General features: G+C 37.0%; 15 protein-coding genes and 1 other RNA gene. 12 read left to right on the top strand and 4 right to left on the bottom strand.

Annotated features, from left to right (window positions below; translation table 11 throughout):
* Nucleotides 1-33: 33 nt before the first annotated feature.
* Complete coding sequence (locus DEX24_RS17385; RefSeq protein WP_109307138.1) at nucleotides 34-1764, bottom strand: methyl-accepting chemotaxis protein; 1731 nt, start codon at nucleotides 1762-1764, stop codon at nucleotides 34-36.
* A gap of 477 nt (nucleotides 1765-2241) precedes the next feature.
* Between DEX24_RS17385 and DEX24_RS14500 the strand changes: the two genes are divergently transcribed.
* The 4 genes from DEX24_RS14500 (at nucleotide 2242) to DEX24_RS14485 (ending at nucleotide 4903) form a co-directional block, all read left to right on the top strand.
* Nucleotides 2242-2976, top strand: coding sequence for a glucose 1-dehydrogenase (locus DEX24_RS14500; protein WP_109307137.1), 735 nt, complete (start codon nucleotides 2242-2244; stop codon nucleotides 2974-2976).
* Between the two features lie 201 nt (nucleotides 2977-3177).
* Nucleotides 3178-3903 (top strand): DnaD domain-containing protein, encoded by a 726-nt coding sequence (locus tag DEX24_RS14495; protein ID WP_109307136.1) that lies wholly within the window; start codon nucleotides 3178-3180, stop codon nucleotides 3901-3903.
* Complete coding sequence (gene nth / locus DEX24_RS14490; protein WP_109307135.1) at nucleotides 3903-4562, top strand: endonuclease III; 660 nt, start codon at nucleotides 3903-3905, stop codon at nucleotides 4560-4562. The genes DEX24_RS14495 and nth overlap by 1 nt, the downstream gene beginning before the upstream one ends.
* Nucleotides 4559-4903, top strand: a complete 345-nt coding sequence (locus tag DEX24_RS14485; RefSeq protein WP_109307134.1) for a YpoC family protein — start codon at nucleotides 4559-4561, stop codon at nucleotides 4901-4903. Before nth ends, DEX24_RS14485 begins: the two co-directional genes overlap by 4 nt.
* Nucleotides 4904-5193: 290 nt before the next feature.
* Here DEX24_RS14485 and DEX24_RS14480 read toward each other — a convergent pair whose 3' ends face one another.
* Complete coding sequence (locus tag DEX24_RS14480) at nucleotides 5194-7779, bottom strand: transglycosylase domain-containing protein (RefSeq protein ID WP_109307133.1); 2586 nt, start codon at nucleotides 7777-7779, stop codon at nucleotides 5194-5196.
* Nucleotides 7780-7807: 28 nt separating this feature from the next.
* A complete protein-coding gene (gene recU, locus DEX24_RS14475) occupies nucleotides 7808-8419 on the bottom strand; it encodes a Holliday junction resolvase RecU (RefSeq protein WP_109307132.1) in 612 nt (203 codons plus the stop codon).
* Between the two features lie 264 nt (nucleotides 8420-8683).
* On the opposite strand from recU, the gene DEX24_RS14470 reads away from it, so the two are divergent.
* The 8 genes from DEX24_RS14470 to DEX24_RS14435 all read left to right on the top strand — a co-directional run bounded on the left by DEX24_RS14470 (nucleotide 8684) and on the right by DEX24_RS14435 (nucleotide 18415).
* Nucleotides 8684-9046, top strand: a complete 363-nt coding sequence (locus DEX24_RS14470) for a YppE family protein (protein ID WP_109307131.1) — start codon at nucleotides 8684-8686, stop codon at nucleotides 9044-9046.
* The gene (locus tag DEX24_RS14465; RefSeq protein ID WP_109307130.1) at nucleotides 9039-11321 is read left to right on the top strand and encodes a DEAD/DEAH box helicase; all 2283 of its coding nucleotides are present in this window, start codon (nucleotides 9039-9041) and stop codon (nucleotides 11319-11321) included. Before DEX24_RS14470 ends, DEX24_RS14465 begins: the two co-directional genes overlap by 8 nt.
* Entirely contained in the window at nucleotides 11321-12574 is a 1254-nt protein-coding gene (locus tag DEX24_RS14460) for a ribonuclease H-like domain-containing protein (RefSeq protein ID WP_109307129.1), read from the top strand. Before DEX24_RS14465 ends, DEX24_RS14460 begins: the two co-directional genes overlap by 1 nt.
* A gap of 83 nt (nucleotides 12575-12657) precedes the next feature.
* Nucleotides 12658-12981 carry a cell division regulator GpsB gene (gpsB, locus tag DEX24_RS14455; protein WP_170112960.1) on the top strand — a complete coding sequence of 108 codons (324 nt, stop codon included), beginning with the start codon at nucleotides 12658-12660 and terminating at the stop codon, nucleotides 12979-12981.
* Between the two features lie 77 nt (nucleotides 12982-13058).
* An RNA gene (rnpB, locus tag DEX24_RS14450) (RNase P RNA component class B) lies at nucleotides 13059-13449 on the top strand.
* A gap of 103 nt (nucleotides 13450-13552) precedes the next feature.
* Nucleotides 13553-15289, top strand: a complete 1737-nt coding sequence (locus DEX24_RS14445; RefSeq protein WP_109307127.1) for a putative bifunctional diguanylate cyclase/phosphodiesterase — start codon at nucleotides 13553-13555, stop codon at nucleotides 15287-15289.
* A gap of 2 nt (nucleotides 15290-15291) precedes the next feature.
* Entirely contained in the window at nucleotides 15292-16425 is a 1134-nt protein-coding gene (locus DEX24_RS14440; protein WP_109307126.1) for a THUMP domain-containing class I SAM-dependent RNA methyltransferase, read from the top strand.
* An 88-nt stretch (nucleotides 16426-16513) separates the two neighbouring features.
* Nucleotides 16514-18415, top strand: a complete 1902-nt coding sequence (locus DEX24_RS14435) for an ATP-dependent DNA helicase (RefSeq protein ID WP_109307125.1) — start codon at nucleotides 16514-16516, stop codon at nucleotides 18413-18415.
* 82 nt (nucleotides 18416-18497) lie between these two features.
* On the opposite strand, the gene DEX24_RS17380 is transcribed toward DEX24_RS14435, so the two are convergent.
* A partial coding sequence (locus tag DEX24_RS17380; RefSeq protein WP_211310123.1) for a hypothetical protein occupies nucleotides 18498-18678 on the bottom strand: 181 nt, incomplete at its 5' end.

Raw genomic sequence — 18678 nt, 5'->3', positions numbered from 1 at the left:
CTTCAATATTACTTGAAGAGCCATGTGTTATTTTTAGTCTTTTACTTCTGAAACTAATTGTTCAAGTTCAGAAACAATGTCGTTCATTTGTTTAGTAGAATTAACAATGTTTTCAAAGGAATTTTGTTGCCCTTCAATATTCGTTGTTATTTTTTCTAATGCATCATTATTTTCAGTCGATGTATCGCTTAGTTGTTCAAAAATTGATGCGATTTCTTCGTTCTCAGCTGCGATTTCTTCCAGTGCAGCAGAAACTTCTTGAACGCTACTAGAGACATTCGCTGTTTGCGATAATATATCGCGGAAGGTTGAACCCATATCATCCACTAGTAATGTACTTTCATTTACTAAGGTTGCTTCCGTACGGAAGGATTGGACTGCTTTATCTGTTTCATGTTGGACATCTTGGATAAGACCTCTTATTTGATTTGCTGATTTTGAGGATTGTTCAGCTAGCTTACGCACTTCATCGGCTACTACTGCAAATCCCTTACCATGTTCACCCGCACGAGCCGCTTCAATTGCTGCGTTTAGCGAGAGTAAATTAGTTTGATCGGCTATGTCAGTAATTAGTTGTACAATGCTATTAATCTCGTCTGATCGTTGTTTTAAAGAGGAAATATTTTTTTCGGATTTTTGTGATGAATTACTCAACTTAAGCATTTGATTTTTTAAATGTTCGATAGAGTCAGTACCAGATTTTGCATGCTCTTCTGTTGTGATAGATAATTCACTCACATTCATCACATTATTAGTAATGGAGTCGACCGTTTTAGAGAGTTCTTGCACCGAAACAAGTACTTCACTGGTAGACTCTGTTTGATCATTCATTCGTAGAGACATTTGTTGAACATTCGTTGTGATTTGTTGTAGACCTTGTTCAACTTCATCTGTTTCACGAGATAATTCATTAGCACGAAGGCTTGTTTCTATAGAAGTTTCTTTTATTGAATCAAGCATTCCACCTATTGTTTTCGTTAACGTATTAAACTCGTGAGACAGTTGACCAAGTTCATCATCGCCTTCTTTTAAGCGCACAGAATAGTCACCAGCTGTAATGGCTTTCATACTTTCTTGCATATGACCAATTGGTTTAAATAATTTTGTCATAAATAAATATTGAATTGCACAAACAATAGCTAATAAAACAATTAGAATAAGAATGGTAGTTTTGATTTTTTTATATTCGCCATTTAAATACGATCCAGCATCAAAATCTACGCCATAATACGCAAATATTTCACCATTTGAGTTGATTAAAGGTTTCAAAACCGTCAGATATGTACCAAAATCATCTGAATAAATCTCAGAAATCGTTTGTTTCTTTGTAGCTAACATTTCTGTAATTGCATTTGCAATTACTTTAGGCTGCGTGTAAATATCGCCAACATGTAAATCACCTTTGGCAAAATCATCCATGAGCGATTGTGGACCCGAAATAACGCTAGTACCAGCACCGTCAACTAATTCAGTACCAAAAAGGTAACCTTGAGCAACCTGTGGCTGGTACTCACTTAAGCGATCAAAGTGTGCAATCATTTCTTTTTGTAATTTGTCATCTTTTGTTGCCATAATTGTTTCGACGTTTTTCGAGTTTATATCCTCAGACCAAGCAGCAACTGTTTCTTGTGAGACAGTTGTTAAACGATTAACCGTGGCATTCATACTCATGAAGTAGTTAATTGTTGTGATAATTAAAGCAACAACAATTGTGATTACAGATGCGAACAGTATATTTTTTGTTTTTAAAGATAGTTTTTTCAATTTTTTTCTCCTTTATACTATAAAATCTTTTATTTACATCTATAAACATAGCATAATATTCCTTTGTAGTTAAGTCTTTAGTCATACTAAAAGCTGTTTTTCGATGCATATATATACCCAATAATATAATTTAAATATTCTGATAAAGTGTTTTATTATTAATAAGTGGTATAAAAGAATTTAAATTTATCATTTATACTAATACAAAAATACATTAATGGAATAATTTTCTTTAAATTTATTCTAAATTTTTATTCTAAAAAATATTTCTGAAAATGGAAAATATCAAGTAATGAGGTATGTTTTGAAATATAGGAATACGGTAATTAGTGAAAAGGAAGATTTTATTTGTGAAAGACTGAACATATTGTTTGACTTATATTAAAATAATGGTTAAATTTATAGCGATAGAATATTTAACGTTAAACAATTTATTGTTAAATATTCAAGTTATATTAATCAAGGAGGAATTTTATTATGGCACGTTTAGAAGGTAAAGTAGCAATTATCACAGGTTCGGCACAAGGAATGGGCGCAGCTCACGCACGCAAATTTGTTGCAGAAGGCGCAAAAGTAGTAATGACTGATTTAAATGAAGAAAAAGGGCAAGCTCTTGCAACTGAATTAGGTGAAAATGCTATTTTTGTAAAACAAAATGTTACAAGTGCAGCTGATTGGGCAACAGTAGTTGCTGAAGCTGAAAAAACATTCGGACCTGTAAATGTACTAGTAAATAATGCGGGTATTACAATGGCTAAATCAATTTTAGAAACGACTGAAGAAGAGTACCGTCGTATTGTTGATATTAACCAAGTTTCCGTATTTTTAGGAATGAAAACAGTTATTCCTTCAATGCAAAAAGCTGGGAATGGTTCAATCGTAAATATTTCATCATTAAATGGCTTAGTTGCTGGTGCAATTGGTTATACAGATACTAAATTCGCTGTACGTGGCATGACAAAAGCGGCTGCTATGGAAGGCGCTAACTACGGCATCCGTGTAAACTCAGTTCACCCAGGTGTTATCGCAACACCAATGGTTGTTCAAGAAGATACTAAAGCACAGGTTGAGGCATTCGCAAAACATATTCCACTTAAACGTGTAGCTCAACCAGAAGAAGTTTCGAATATGATCGTATTCCTTGCTTCTGATGATTCAAGCTACTCAACTGGTTCTGAATTTGTTATTGATGGTGGATTAAGCGCTCAATAATATTTCGATTTATTATAAAGGCATTGTATGACGTTGAGAGACGTTATATAATGCCTTTTTTTATTGAAAAATCAACAAAATAAAGTGAAATATAACCTGTTGAATGTCGGAAGTGAAATGTGAGTGTTTCTCCATGTCTCTCGTATCTAAAGATGGTATAATACACTCTGAAGCTTGAGAAAGAGGAGGAGTCATATAGCGATGCAATCAGATAAAGAAAGGCTCCAAGTATGGATTAGTAGTGGGAATGTAGCCATTCCACAATTATTTTTCAAATATTATAAAAAACTAAAAATTTCAGATGAAGAAGCGATGCTATTATTGCAAATTCATTCATTTATCGAACAAGGAATTGATTTCCCTTCACATACGGATATTGCCATACGCATGGATATTCCCGAGCAACAGGTCATGTTTTGTTTACAAGCATTATTGAAAAAAGGTTTTGTAGATATACAACAGGGCGTTAATCAAAATAATGTATTATATGAAAAAATGAGTTTATACCCAGTATGGATGCGTTTATTGGATTGTGATCAGACGGAAGAAATCGTCAAAGAAGAAAAACAGGATCATCTAAACGAAGGAAAACTTTTCCAAATGTTTGAACAGGAATTTGGACGTTTATTGTCACCTATTGAAATTGAAATGGTGGCCATGTGGCTTGATCAAGATCAACATTCACCAGAACTTATTCGCCAAGCTTTAAAAGAAGCTGTTTTAAGCGATAAGATTAATTTGAAATATATTGATCGAATTTTATTTGAGTGGAAAAAGAAAAATGTGAAAACATCAAAAGAAGCGATGAAGCAATCTAAAAATTTTAGAGAGCATACAGTGAAGCCTGTAGCAGGTATTAATGCTGCAGATATGTCGCAAACTACGAAAAAACCACCGTTTTACAATTGGTTAGAGGAGAGGGAATAATGTTAACGATAAAACAATGGTTGGCTTGTTTAGACGAAATGGATCGTATGTATCCAGACGCTCATTGTGAGCTGGTGCATGACAATGCCTTCGAATTAACAATTGCGACATTATTATCGGCACAATGCACCGATGTCCTCGTCAATAAAGTAACGAAAAATTTATTTCAAAAATATAAAACACCGGAAGATTACTTAGCTGTTTCCTTAGAAGAATTGCAACAGGATATACGTTCTATTGGATTATATCGTGGTAAGGCGAATAATATTCAAAAATTATGTCAAAGATTAATAGATGTCTACAATGGAGAAATTCCAGCTGATCGAGAAGAGTTAATTACGTTAGCAGGCGTTGGTCGTAAAACAGCCAATGTTGTCTTATCAGTAGCTTTTGGTGTACCGGCAATGGCTGTTGATACGCATGTCGAACGTGTAACAAAGCGCTTAGGTTTATGTCGTTGGAAGGATAATGTTATGCAAGTAGAAGAAACAATCATGAAAAAAACACCGGTTGAACGCTGGTCAAAGGCACATCATCAACTAATCTTTTTTGGTCGTTATTTTTGTAAGGCACAAAAGCCTAATTGTGATAGTTGCCCATTACTTGGAACATGTCGCGAAGGGCAAAAACGACTTAAAAAGGGGTTAGTAAATCAATGATTGTATGTATGAAAGAGGCTATTACTAAAGATAGGGTAGATAAATGGCTAGAACAGTGGGGGGGATTGCAACCACAAATAGAAGCGGCACATAAGAGACGTGATCGTTCAGCAGGTACGATGATGGAAGCGGGCATTCTGTTGTATAAGCAATTTATAGCTGAAGCATCTGATTCCAACGTATTTGATACTACGCAACAGTATGAGCTGTTACCAATCAATGCGATGGAAAGACTAGCTTTTATTGATAAAAAACCAGGACAGTATGCTTGTTATAGACAATTAGATGAATTATTTATTGAAACAAAAAAACGCTGTGCACGCTTAAGACTCAAAAAATAGTAACCAACCAGTATTCGTTCGATTAGCGAATACTGGTTATTTTACATCATGATTGTGCTTGTATTCGCTCGTTCCAAGCAAATACTGTGAAAGAATCACGTAATGAAACGCTTTCTAAATCGCTGTTAGATCCAGCGGCAACTGCTACAAAATTCAGGTGGACTATAGCTTGGTCATTAGAAAGTACGAGAAATACGAGTTGATTCATTACTTAAGTAAATCACATAAGAAAAAAACACGATGAAGTACTTTTCGAGAAGAAAAGTTTCATCGTGTTTTTTATAGTATTGTTAGGTTGTGACTTCATCATCATTTTTATTAGTTGTCGTTCCATTATTTGTCGTACCCTGTGGTTTTTTTGTAGGTTCTTCTGTTTCGGGTTCGTCAGGTTCAACGGGTGTTTCTGTTTCGGGCTTAGGTGTTTCTGTTTCGGGCTTAGGTGTTTCCGTTTCAGGTTTAGGTGTTTCTGTTTCGGGCTTAGGTGTCTCCGTTTCAGGTTCAACGGGTGTTTCTGTTTCAGGTTCGTCAATTTCTGGTTCTGTAGGTACAGTAGAAATTTTCACTGTGGCAGAAGCGGCAGCACTCGTCTTACCATTCGCAACAGCAACAACTGTAAAGGTCAATGAAGTGGCATCTTGTGGCACATTATAAGATGCCGTTGTTCCCTCGGTAGAACCGATGGCTTTGCCATTTACAGCAATACGATAGTTTGCACCATCTGTTGAACTCTTATTCCATGAGAGAGAAACAGATTTAGCATCCGCATTATAGGTCGCATTTAAGCCAGTTGGAGCTGCCACTGTTTTATCTTCTTCTTTATCTTCTTTTTCCGGTGTTGGTGTAGCCGGTACCTGTGTTCCGCGTACAAATAGTTCATTGCCTGACTGGATCACAGAATTTGGTTTGACGAAGCTAGGCGTATTTTTACCAGCTGAAATCTGCGTCATAATATTCCGGAATAGATTTTGAGCTAACTGACGCTCAGGTGGTGTTGAAATACCATTTGAACGTTTAGCATAACCTGTCCAAACTGAGATTGAATATTTCGACGAGTAACCAGCAAACCAAGAATCTGGTACAGAACCATCCGGTAAATTATATTCTCTTAATTGTTCTGCAGTGTAGTTAGTTGTCCCTGTTTTACCGGCAATATCAACGCCATAAACGGCTGCTAAACTACCTGATGCACCAGCTTTTGAACTTACTACATCACGCATCATATCTGTAAGCATATACGCGGTGTAGTCACTCATCGCAGCTTTTGGCTCAGGCGTATAGGTTTTAGCTGTATTACCATCACGATAGACAATTTTTTTGATCGCATGTGGTTTAATGTAAATACCATTATTACCAAATGAAGCATAAATACCAGACATATCAATTGGCGACAGATTGACATTACCACCACCGATTGCGTCTGATTCATACAGTTCATCCGGCGTGATGCCGAAATTACCGATGAAGTCTTTTACTTTAGAAGTACCGACTTCTTTGAATGCTTTAATCGCAGGAATATTACGTGAGTTGTATAAAGCTTCGCGCATTGTAATATTTCCTCGGAATTTATTATCGTAGTTATTAATTTGTTGTGAAGAACCAGAATAGGTCATCGGTGAATCATTGATGATTTTACCAGTGCTCCATTTAAGATTTTCTATTGCAGGACCGTAATCCATAATCGGTTTCATCGTTGAACCGGGTTGACGTGTTTTTAAAGCTTGTGCAAAGTTGAAGCCTCGCTCAGGTCCGTAATTACGTGCGCCTCCGATTGCTGATATTTCCCCATTTTGCGTATTGACTACAGAAATACCTGTTTCAATTGTTTTTGTAGGGAAGTTTGCATCGTTATTAACTGTTTTTTCGACAATCTTCTGCGCTTCAGGATCAAGTGTTGTATAGACGCTAACGCCTTCTTCTAGTGCTTTTTCATCTTTGTTTTCAGCGATTTCTTTTAATACAACATCCACGAAAGCATCATATTTTGAACTGCTGCGTGCGACACGTTTACTTTCAGGTAACAGGCCTTTTTTCACACTGACCTTCATCGCTGCATCCATTTCATCTTTTGTAATTTTTTTGTTGTTGTACATAAGTTTTAATACAGTGTTCCGTCGTTTTTCAGCGAGTTCTGGATTTTTGAAAGCATTATAGTTATTGGGTGATTGTGGCATACCTGCTAACAGAGCCATTTGAGGTAATGTTAACTTATCTAAGCTCTTGCCATAAAAATGCTGTGATGCAGTCCCAAAGCCATAAATACGACCACTCATTAATACTTTGTTGAAATACATTTCAAAAATCTCATTTTTAGAATATTCGCGTTCAAGCTGAAGCGATAAATAAGCTTCCTGTGCTTTACGTTTTAATGTTTTACCATTATTTAAAAAGGAGTTCTTAATTACTTGTTGCGTTAATGTACTTGCTCCCTGTGCGCCAAAACCATCTCTGAAGTTGGCTAAAACAGCACCACCTAGGCGATAAAAGTCAATGCCATGATGGGAGTTGAATCGTGAATCTTCCGTAGAAAGAATCGCATCGATCATTTCTTGTGGAATATCTTCATAACTAACATGATCGCGTTCTTCTGTACCCATCGAATAAAACTCTTTCCCATTTATATCAAAGAATTTTGATGATACAGGGTCTTTTAGTGTTTCCTCATTGAGTTTGGGCGCAGTGAAAGCGTAGTAAGCAAAAAGACTACCACCACCTATTAGTAAAATCATACCAAGCGTAAGAGCAGTTAAGAAAATGCGTTTGAACCAAGATTTCTTCGGCTTGTTTTTTTTCCCCTTAGATGATTTTCGATTGCCTCTTTTTTTCTCTAATTCTTCCATTCTTCTACGTTCTTCTCGAGAATTGTATCGTTTATCCAATGAAATTCCCTCTCTTTCTTACTTCGTATTACGGAAGCAAAGCGGCTACTGCCTTTAAATAATCCAGCTGAGGAATATAACCCACTTTAATTTCAATTGCTTGTTGTTCAAAGATTTCGAGTGGAATTGATTTTCTACTGCCATTTTCCATGTCATGCCAAGTTGAATCGACAACGTCAAAAGGTAAAACAAAATACCTGTTTAATGTTGAAAATCTTACGAGTAAAAAACAAATACCACCATGTTCGACTGCTGCACGCATATGCGTCATTTGATGGGGGTGAATATTTTTTAATGGAAAGGATGTTTTATTTTTCGTATCTTTCGCGTCAAAGTCAATATAGCGTCCTTTGTACACACCATTATAATCCGTTGTTGAAGGCGTTTTAAAATATGCTTCTCGAATAACTGCCGCACTTCGTGACGGATATTCTACATTGACGATTTGAATAGGAACAGGTTTCTTATGAATGACTGCAAGTTGTCGTGTTAAATAAAAACTGTTGGCTTCATCAATCTCGTCTTCTAAGCTTTTACCGCGATTACTAAAGGATAAATCCTTTGGTGTCGATTTTTTTATAGGTTGTGCATCCTGCTTGATGGGCGTATATTTACGACCATTTGGATAGCGAATCGTCATTTTACCACCTCATTGGCTATTATCATACCATATTAAAAACATGCAATTTCTACTGAAAAGCATGTTACGAACGCATCTATAATAAAAAGACTACCAAAAGATATTAGCAGTAACGACTTGTTTTTGCAAATACTTGAGCAATAAAAAGGTCTTGCTACGCTTGAATTTGTGAACAAAAGAAGAATATTCGTTCGTGTTGTTATGTAGTGTAATCGACCTTAATTTGCTAATATAGAACTATAGATTAATAGGGAGGTGCTTTCAATGCTTAAACAAATAACAACAGAGCTTTACAAGGAATGTGATATAAGTTGGGAGCGTTTCATGATGATGCGAGAGAAAAACTTAGAACCAGACTTCTTTCAAGAGGTGAAACCCTATGCCGATCACATCCAAGAAAAATTAAAGCAGTGGCAAGATTTGTCGCAACAATATATTATAGAAAATCGCCCAAAGTGGATTCATATGGTTCAAATTAATAATGCTTGCGATGCCATCGAACAGTTTGTCGTACAATCCTTTTATCAAAAAACGAGTAAAAAAAGATTTTATCAATCGATTCAGTCGGTTAAATATACATGTGAAACATATTTACGCTTTTTGAATGAGGAAATTCAAGATGATTAGAGAACGTAAAACAGTTGCGGAATTGCTAGCAGCTTGGCAATCGGATGCCGTCATGCAAAACCGCGTACAGCATGTCAAAGTGATAGGAGAAAAGCCGGCTACCTATGCAGATTTTCCCGAAGACCTACATCCTTCCATTGTTAAAGCGCTACAAGCGCGCAATATTAATCAATTATATTGTCACCAACGTCAAGCGTTTGACTTTGCGATGAACGGTCAATCGTTTACTGCCGTTACACCAACAGCATCGGGTAAGTCATTTTGTTATCATTTACCCGTTTTACAGACGATTATGCAAAATAAGGAAGCACGAGCGCTCTATTTATTTCCAACAAAGGCACTTGCACAGGATCAAAAAACAGAGATGAATACCTTGATCGAAGCAATGGATGAAGAAATTTTGAGCTATACATTTGATGGCGATACGGCACCCGGTATTCGTCAAAAGGTGCGAAAAGCGGGACATATTGTTATGACGAATCCGGATATGTTGCATGCTGGTATTTTGCCACACCATACAAAGTGGGTTTCTCTTTTTGAAAACTTGAAATTTATTATCGTTGACGAGCTACACACGTATAAGGGAGTATTTGGTTCCCATGTTGCCCATGTATTGCGACGACTTCAAAGAATTTGTCGTTATTATGGGAGCAATCCACTATTCATTTGCACATCTGCCACAATTCAAAATCCAAAGGAACTCGCGGAGAAGCTAACGCATGTGCAACATGAGTTAATCGATGATAATGGTGCACCTTCTGGAAAGAAAACCTTCCTATTCTATAACCCACCAATTGTGAATCCTACTTTTGGTGTCCGTAGGAGTGCAATTTTAGAAGTGAAAGATCTAGCAAAAAAATTATATGAAGCAGAAATACAAACGATTATTTTTGCAAAAAGCCGAGTGCGGGTGGAAATGCTCGTAACTTATTTGAAATCATTGACAAAGCAAAGAATTCACGATGAATCAGTGCGTGGTTATCGAGGAGGGTATTTACCTTCTGAAAGGCGTGCAATTGAGAAAGGTTTGCGCGAAGGCACGATTAAAACGGTTGTGTCCACAAATGCGCTCGAACTGGGTGTCGACATTGGTCAACTACAAGCCTGTATTATGACTGGCTATCCTGGTAATATTGCCAGTGCGTGGCAGCAAGCAGGGCGTGCAGGACGTAGACAAGATGAAGCGCTTATTATTTACGTCGCACAGTCAACAGCCCTGGATCAATATATTATTCAACATCCGAATTATTTACTCGGTAATAAACCAGAAGAAGCACGTGTTCACCCAGATAATATGCTAATTTTGATGGACCATTTAAAATGCGCAGCGTTTGAATTACCTTTTAAAGCAGGGGAGGATTATGCGGAATTTGACGTGAAAGATTTATTAGACTATTTGACGGAAGAAAAAATACTCTTAAAAACATCGGATACATGGCACTGGATGACAGATAGTTTTCCATCGCATAATATTAGTCTACGCTCAGCTTCGCAGGAAAATGTCGTTATTATCGATACATCAAATACGGGGAGTGCAAATGTCATTGGTGAGATGGATCGTTACAGCGCCATGACCTTATTACATGAAGAAGCCATTTATATACATCAAGGTACACAGTATCAAGTTGAAAAACTGGATTGGGAAGAGAAGAAAGCATTTGTACGTGAGGTTGATGTCAACTATTTTACGGATGCAAATATAGCTGTAGAGTTAAAAGTGATATCGGAAGATCAAACAAAAAAAATTGGAGCAGCGACTGTATCCTATGGTGATGTTATGACATTAGCAACGGCAACCATATTTAAAAAAATACGTTTTAATACACATGATAATATCGGTTCAGGACCAATTGATTTACCACCGGAAGAGATGCATACATCGAGTACATGGATGAATTTTGACCAACCACTCGATTGGACAGAAGATGATTTGAACGGTGCAATGCTCGGTGTTGCGTATGCGATGAATAGTTTTATCCCACTCTATATTCAGTCAGATCGTAGCGATGTGCATGTTGTGCCGCAAGTGAAGGCATTGCACAATAGCAAACCGACGTTTTTCATCTATGATAGTTACCCGGGAGGTATTGGTCTAAGTGAACGGATTTATGATTTATGGCAGCCATTAATTGAGCATGTCTATGAACATGTGATGGTTTGTTCCTGTCAAATTGGCTGCCCATCGTGTATAGGTGCACAAGATCAAAGTGGCGATGCAAAGGATAAGGTTATTCAATTTTTACAATCATTTTTATTAGAGGAATTGATAAAGTAATGTCCTACGAAAAAAAAATTTTACAAATGAAACAGTTGCTAAAAAAAACGTCCACTGATGCGGTGAAAAAGGAACAACAAGTTTCTTTTGAGAAACCACAGGAACCGTTTTATAGCGCAGATTGGGTTTCAGCAGGTTTACAGCAACTCCAAAATGATTTGGGTACAGTATTTTTGAAGGAAACCCACTACAGTTTAGATTATCAGCATGGCAAATATAAGTTAGGTCAATTTTATGAAGCCCTAGCACTGTGGGATCATTATGAGGATGACCACCCAATTAAGCTAACTTCTGAAGATATGCCTGTGTTTTACGACACAGAAACAACAGGTTTAAAAGGAGTGGGCACACATATTTTTTTGAATGGGTTATTAGAGGAAAGTGCTGAGGGCTTTACATTGAAGCAATATGTACTGGCGGACCCTTCAAATGAGGCGGCTTTTTTATGGGAATCGAAGTTTTGGCAAGGTGAAAAAGCGGTAATAACATATAATGGGAAATCTTTTGATTGGCCACAACTTCAAACAAGGTGGACACTTAATCGTCAAATTTTACCCCCACTTAGAACGCATCATCAAATTGATTTGTTTCATATTTCAAAACGAATATGGAAAAATGATTTGAGCCGAATGAAACTATCAAATATTGAAGTAGCAAAGCTTGATTTTCATCGCGTCGATGATCTGCCTGGATATTTGGCACCAATCGTCTATTTAGATGCAGTGCGTAGCGGTGAATCAACTTCGTTATTTCAAGTGTTACGCCACAATGAATATGATTTATTATCATTGATTACATTATTCATTCAGGCTACTGAACTTGTCTTTTCAACGGCGGCGAAAGATAGTGCTAATGTTCATACAAATATTGGGAAATGGTATAGTGATTTAAAACAGGAAGAACGCGGTCAGAAACTTTTAGAGGGTGTAGTGCATCAATATAGCGAGAAAGAAGCAGCCATGGCAAACTACTTACTTGCTTTTGATAAGAAAAAAAATCGGGCATTTAGTGAAGCAGCACACTACTGGCTAGCAGCATTACCCTACTTAGAAGAACGACCGTTAGTGGAGGCGTCCATTGAACTTGCGAAGTTATATGAACATCAGCTAGGTGAGATTGCAACAGCACAACGGTATACATTGCAAGCGCTAAATAAAGTAAAGATGTCTGCTATATGGAAAAAAGAAGCAAAAATCAATAAAATCAAACAGCTTGAAAAACGCTATATAAGATTGAAGCGCAAGGAAAGATAATTGTCAGCAACCTCCTTATTTAGTCATGTTTTCAAAAGCTTTATGCTATAATAAAAATACTTATATCTACATGTGAAAGGACAATGATTATGGACATTAAACTATCAAGTAAAAAAATATTAGATAAAGATTTCAAGACGGGGATTCGCGGATATAGCCAAGATGAGGTCGATCAGTTTTTAGATGAAATTATTTCGGATTATGAAAATTTTGAAAAGGTTCTCGTGAAAAAACAGGAAGAAATTCAATTGTTGAAACAAGAATTAGAACAAGCGGTAAGTAATCGTCGAGGTTATGAAAGTCCGACTACCGTGGCACCGACTGCAACAGGTGCTACAAATTACGATATTTTAAAACGTATCGCAAACCTTGAAAAACATGTTTTTGGTGATAAATTATACGATTAAAAGCAGTTTTTCATAAAAAAAGCTGTAGCCCTTGAAAAATTGTCATTTTGGGCATATACTATACAGAGCATCAATAAGTGAATGAGTAATCGCTGCAACGCTTGACGTTGTTGAGGAAAGTCCATGCTCGCACGGTTCTGAGATGACCGTAGTGTTCGTGCTTCGCGAAGTCATAAGCGGAGGTAGCTGAAATGCTAACGGCGGGAGGAAGCCCTAAGTCTTCGGATAAGGGTGACACTTTCTGAAAGTGCCACAGAGACGAATGTTATAAGGAAACTTATAAACTGGAACGAGGTAAACCCCACGAGTGAGCAACCCAAATTATGGTAGGGGCGTTCTCCTGAAGTAAATGAATGGATGGAGAGATGTATATGCTTGCATATGCATAGATAGATGATTACTACCCACAGTAGTACGAGGCAATTATTGTCGTTTGAGTACGAAGGGTACAAAACATGGCTTATATTTCCTTATGATGTATATAAAATGACTAGTCAGGCTCTCCTAATTACTGGAGAGCCTTTCTTTTAGATGAAATATAACAGCCTTATATAGATATGGAGCGTTGTGAATGGGAAAAATAAGTGGCATTGAAAAATGGCTAGCAGCAGAAAATGGTTTGAATAATAAGGAACTAATTGATACGATTTTTAGTAATTTAAATGAAGGTATTATGATTACGAACGTAAACAAAGAAATCTTATTAGTCAATCCGGCCTTTGAATTTGTTACCGGTTATACCGCTGAAGAAGCAATTGGCTCTAAACCGCATTTATTGCAGTCTGGAATGCATGAAAAAAATTTTTACACGGACATGTGGCAACAAATTTATAGCACAGGCAGCTGGTCAGGTGAAATATGGAACCGAAGAAAAACAGGTGATATTTACCCGGAATGGTTGACGATTATTGCAGTTGTAAATGATAAAGGCGAGACGACAAGCTATTGTGGGATCTTTGAAGACATTTCAGAGAAAAAATCTGCGGAGAGTGAGATAAAAAAACGCACGAACACAGATATGCTCACTGGTACAGTCAATAGCTATGCATTTGCCAAACGTATGGAAACATTATTAGCTACTTCAAAAAAAAACAAATTCCAACATGCCCTCATTTTTTTAGATTTAGATCGCTTCGGACAAATTAATGAATCACTTGGACATTCAATAGGTGACCAGTTACTTGTAGAAGTTGTTGAGCGATTGACGCCTTTTATTCGAAATCGTGACATATTAGCTCGTTATGGTGGCGATGAATTTGTTATTACAATGACGCATATTCATCAACCTCAAGATGCTGTAAAACAAGCAGAAAAAATAATTGAACTATTTAAAGAACCATTTATTATTGAAAAGCATAACTTATATGTCACGGCATCATTGGGCATAAGTCTGTTCCCAAATGATGGTGACCACACAGAAATTCTTATCAATAAAGCAGTTAAAGCAATGGAATACTCCAAAGAAAATGGTCGTAATCAATTTGCCTTTTTCTTTGAAGACCTGAAGTTAGATACGCATCGTAGCATTGTATTGGACCATGAATTACGCCAAGCAATAAAAAGTAAAGCGTTCGAATTGCACTATCAGCCCAAGGTCAATGCGAAAAAGAAAATAATTACTGGCTTTGAAGCACTTGTGCGTTGGAAGAACGATCAATTGGGCTTTGTGTCACCAGCGGATTTTATTCCATATGCTGAGGAAACAGGCTTGATTATTCCATTAAGTGAATTAATTATTGATCAAGCCTGTAAAGATTGGCTTGCTCTTGAAGCGCGAGGATATGGGCATTTAACAATTGCTATTAATATTTCAAGTCTTCATTTTCATCAAGATAACTTCATAGAATCGACATTAAAGCTATTAGAAAACAATAATTGTTCACCACGTAGCTTTGAATTAGAGCTGACAGAGCGTACAATTATGAATAATGAAAAAACAACGACGAGAAAACTTGTGTTATTAAAGCAATTAGGCTTTAAATTATCGATTGACGATTTTGGAACAGGCTATTCGTCACTATCCTATCTCGTCCAATTCCCACTCAATTATTTGAAAATTGATCAGAGCTTTATTCGCCAAGTGACGTCACTTAGTGAGAAACAGGCGGTGGTTGATGCAATTATTCAAATGGCACACCGATTGCATATGGAAGTAATTGCAGAAGGTGTGGAGCAATTGGAGCAAGTTGAATTGCTTCAAGGAATGGGCTGTGATATGATTCAAGGATATTATTATTCTAAACCGTTGCCAATATGTGAAGCATTGGCATTTTTAGAGTTTTGGAAACTGGAAATAGAAGGGAAATAAGCATGACAACATATAATTTAGTAGCAACATCTGCTATGGGACTTGAAGGAATCGTAGCAGATGAATTAAAGGCATTAGGATATACAACACAAACAGAAAACGGCAAAGTATACTTCGAAGGAAATGAACGTGATATTGCACGTACCAATCTATGGTTACGAGTAGCTGATCGCGTTAAAATCGTCGTTGGTTCATTCCGTGCACGCACGTTTGAACAACTATTCGAAGGTGTTAAAGCTTTACCATGGAGTGATATTTTACCAGTTGATGCAGAATTTCCTGTATCGGGCAAATCAGTAAAATCTACTTTATTCAGCGTACCGGATTGTCAGGCAATCACTAAAAAAGCAATCGTTGAACAAATGAAAAAATCGTATATGCGTTTAGGTTTTTTAGAGGAGACTGGTCCTAAATTTAAAATAGAAATTTCTATTTTAAATGATATTGCTACGTTAACAATCGATACTTCTGGTACAGGTTTACACAAACGTGGATATCGTATGGACCAAGGTGAAGCACCATTAAAAGAAACGTTAGCAGCAGCTTTAGTATATATTACGAAATGGAAGCCAAATCGTCCTTTCGTTGACCCATTTTGTGGTTCAGGAACAATTGCTCTAGAAGCGGCGATGATTGGTCAAAATATTGCACCAGGCTATAATAGAGAATTTATTAGTGAAGACTGGCCTTTTATGAAACCAGAAATGTGGGAAGAAGTACGTGATGAAGCAGACAAATTAGCGGATTACGATCAACTTTTGGACATTGTTGGAACAGATATTGATCATAAAATGGTTGAAATCGCTCAAAAAAATGCGGATGAAGCAGGATTCGGTAATGTTATCGAATTTAAACAAATGCAAGTATTGGATTTCGCGACATATGCTGAAAATGGCGTAATGATCGGTAATCCACCATACGGTGAGCGAATAGGTGAGGTCGAAGAAATCGAAGATATGATTATGGGCTTAGGTGATATGATGAAAAAATACCCATCATGGTCCGTTTATATGTTATCTTCAATGGAAAACTTTGAAAACTTATACGGTCGTAGAACAACTAAAAAACGTAAGTTATTCAATGGTTTTATCCGTACTGATTTCTATCAATTCTGGGGTAAACGTCCAAAACGTTAAGTAAAAATGAATGATTGACAACGGAAGATGTAGGCGACATCTTCCGATTTTTCATGTCACAGAAAGAACTTGGAGAGGGGCAATTAATATGCGACAATCACTACCATTTGAATTATCAAAAGAAAAATCATTTTTCGAATCATTAGGCGATTGGATGGGCGATGTCCTTTATGATGAATTACCTGATAAAGGCTTAGAGTGTAGAGATGAGCAAATTTTTATGGCTTATCAAATCGAAAAAGTATTAAAAGATAAATCTGTTCTTTTTGCAGAAGCAGGAGTAGGAACGGGAAAAACAATTGCGTATTTATTACCAGCTATTTCGTATGCGCGCTATACAGGAAAGCCGGCATTGATTGCATGTGCAGATGAAACATTAATCGACCAACTTGTAAAAGAGGGCGGCGATATCTATAAACTGCAAAAAATGTTGAACTTGAATATTGATGTGCGTTTAGCAAAATCACGTGATCAATATTTATGTTTAAAACGTTATGAAGAAGCAGAACGCTTTAATGATGGTGAATATTTAGATGAAATTGCGATGTCTATTCCAGATGGTGTATATGGAGTAGGATCACTTGAGTTATATGGAGCGCGTAGCGATTATCCAACCATTTCGGATGAAGAGTGGAGCTATGTTAATTACAATCAAATTCAACAGTGTCAAGTTTGTGATGTACGCAATCGTTGCGGTCAAACTTTACACCGTCAAAATTATCGTGATTCGACAGATTTAATTATTTGTTCGCAGGATTTCTTTATGGAACATACAGCTACAAAAGAATCACGTGAACGTGAAGGACAACTACCACTATTACCAGAAGTTTCAATGATGGTATTTGATGAAGGGCATCTTTTGGAATACGCAGCTCAAAAAGCGATGACCAATAAAATTCAAGATTATACAATCGTCAAATTATTGGAGCGTTTAATGGTTGATGGTTTACGTGAAGTGACATTGAATCTAATGGAGAAACTTCAAGATGATCATGAATTATTCTTTGATCAATTGCGTGAAGATGTTATCGAATCCGATGAAGATCGTAAACGTATTACGAAGAGTCCAAAACTTATTAGCTTAGGTAAAGAAGTTGTGAGTACTATTGAACGTCTAATGGAAGAATTTGTTTTTGAATCACAAATGTTTGTGATTCCAGAGTATGAATTACGCATGGGTGAAGAATTCTTAGATCAGTATGAAGCAGCAATGCGTATTTTTGTTTCTGAGGGCGATGCAGTTGATTGGTTAGAAGAAACAGATGGCGAAGAAACACTTGTTATTATGCCGCATCTAATTACGGAAGTATTAGAACAAAAAGTATTTTCTAAGAAAATGCCATATGTATTCTCATCTGCTACATTATCGATTAATAAAGATTTTAGTTATATTGCCTATAGTTTAGGTATAAAAAAATATGATTCATTTTCTGTGGAATCACCATTTGACTATGAAGAAGTAATGAGCATCAATTTGCATCATCTTGAGCAAAAAGAAAAAGCAGCACGCGTACTTGAACTATTGGATTCAAATCCTGAACAAACGCTATTGCTATTCAAATCGAATCAAGCGATGCAGGCCTTTAAAGAAGAAGTCCCTGCGGATCAATTACATCGCTACGGCTTCGAAGGCGATTATGAGCTATCCTCACTAGTACGTGATTTCCAAAGTGGTAAACTGGAAGTATTGAGTTCATATCATCTATGGGAGGGCTTAGATTTACCAGAGGAAGCATTGACGCGTGTCATTGTTTTCGACCTACCATTCCCTCCAAATGATCCATTATTTGATGCTAAACGCTCATTTGCAGATGATCCATTTGTGGAAGTGGAATTACCGTTTATGCTTTTACGTTTACAACAAGGTATGGGACGTCTAATCCGAACATCTCGTGATCACGGGGCAATCCATATTTTATTGAATGAAGAAGAGGCACAATATAAAGAAGATATTGCACCAATTTTTGCCGTAACACCAAAAGAACTTTAAAATAACAACAGTCTGGGACATATAGTAGGCCCAGTTCAGACAAAAAGGAAATTGCTCAGGCGAGGGCACTGAAAAAGTCCACTTATGCACAGAAAAGCGAGGACAGGAACGAAATTCGTTCCTGTCCTCGCTTTTTCTCGTAGCCGTTGATTCCGTTCCGGCGGACGCTTTTCGCGGGCACGGCTCCAGCCTTCTCCCTCGCTTCGCTCAGTCCGAGTGCTTCCGCTCGCGCTGTTCCCGCAGAAGTCGCCGCCTGCACTCCA

This window comes from Kurthia sibirica (assembly GCF_003143975.1).
Taxonomy (GTDB): domain Bacteria; phylum Bacillota; class Bacilli; order Bacillales_A; family Planococcaceae; genus Kurthia; species Kurthia sibirica.
Note: the sequence above shows the minus strand (reverse complement) of the source record. Positions and strands in the feature narration are given on the sequence as shown.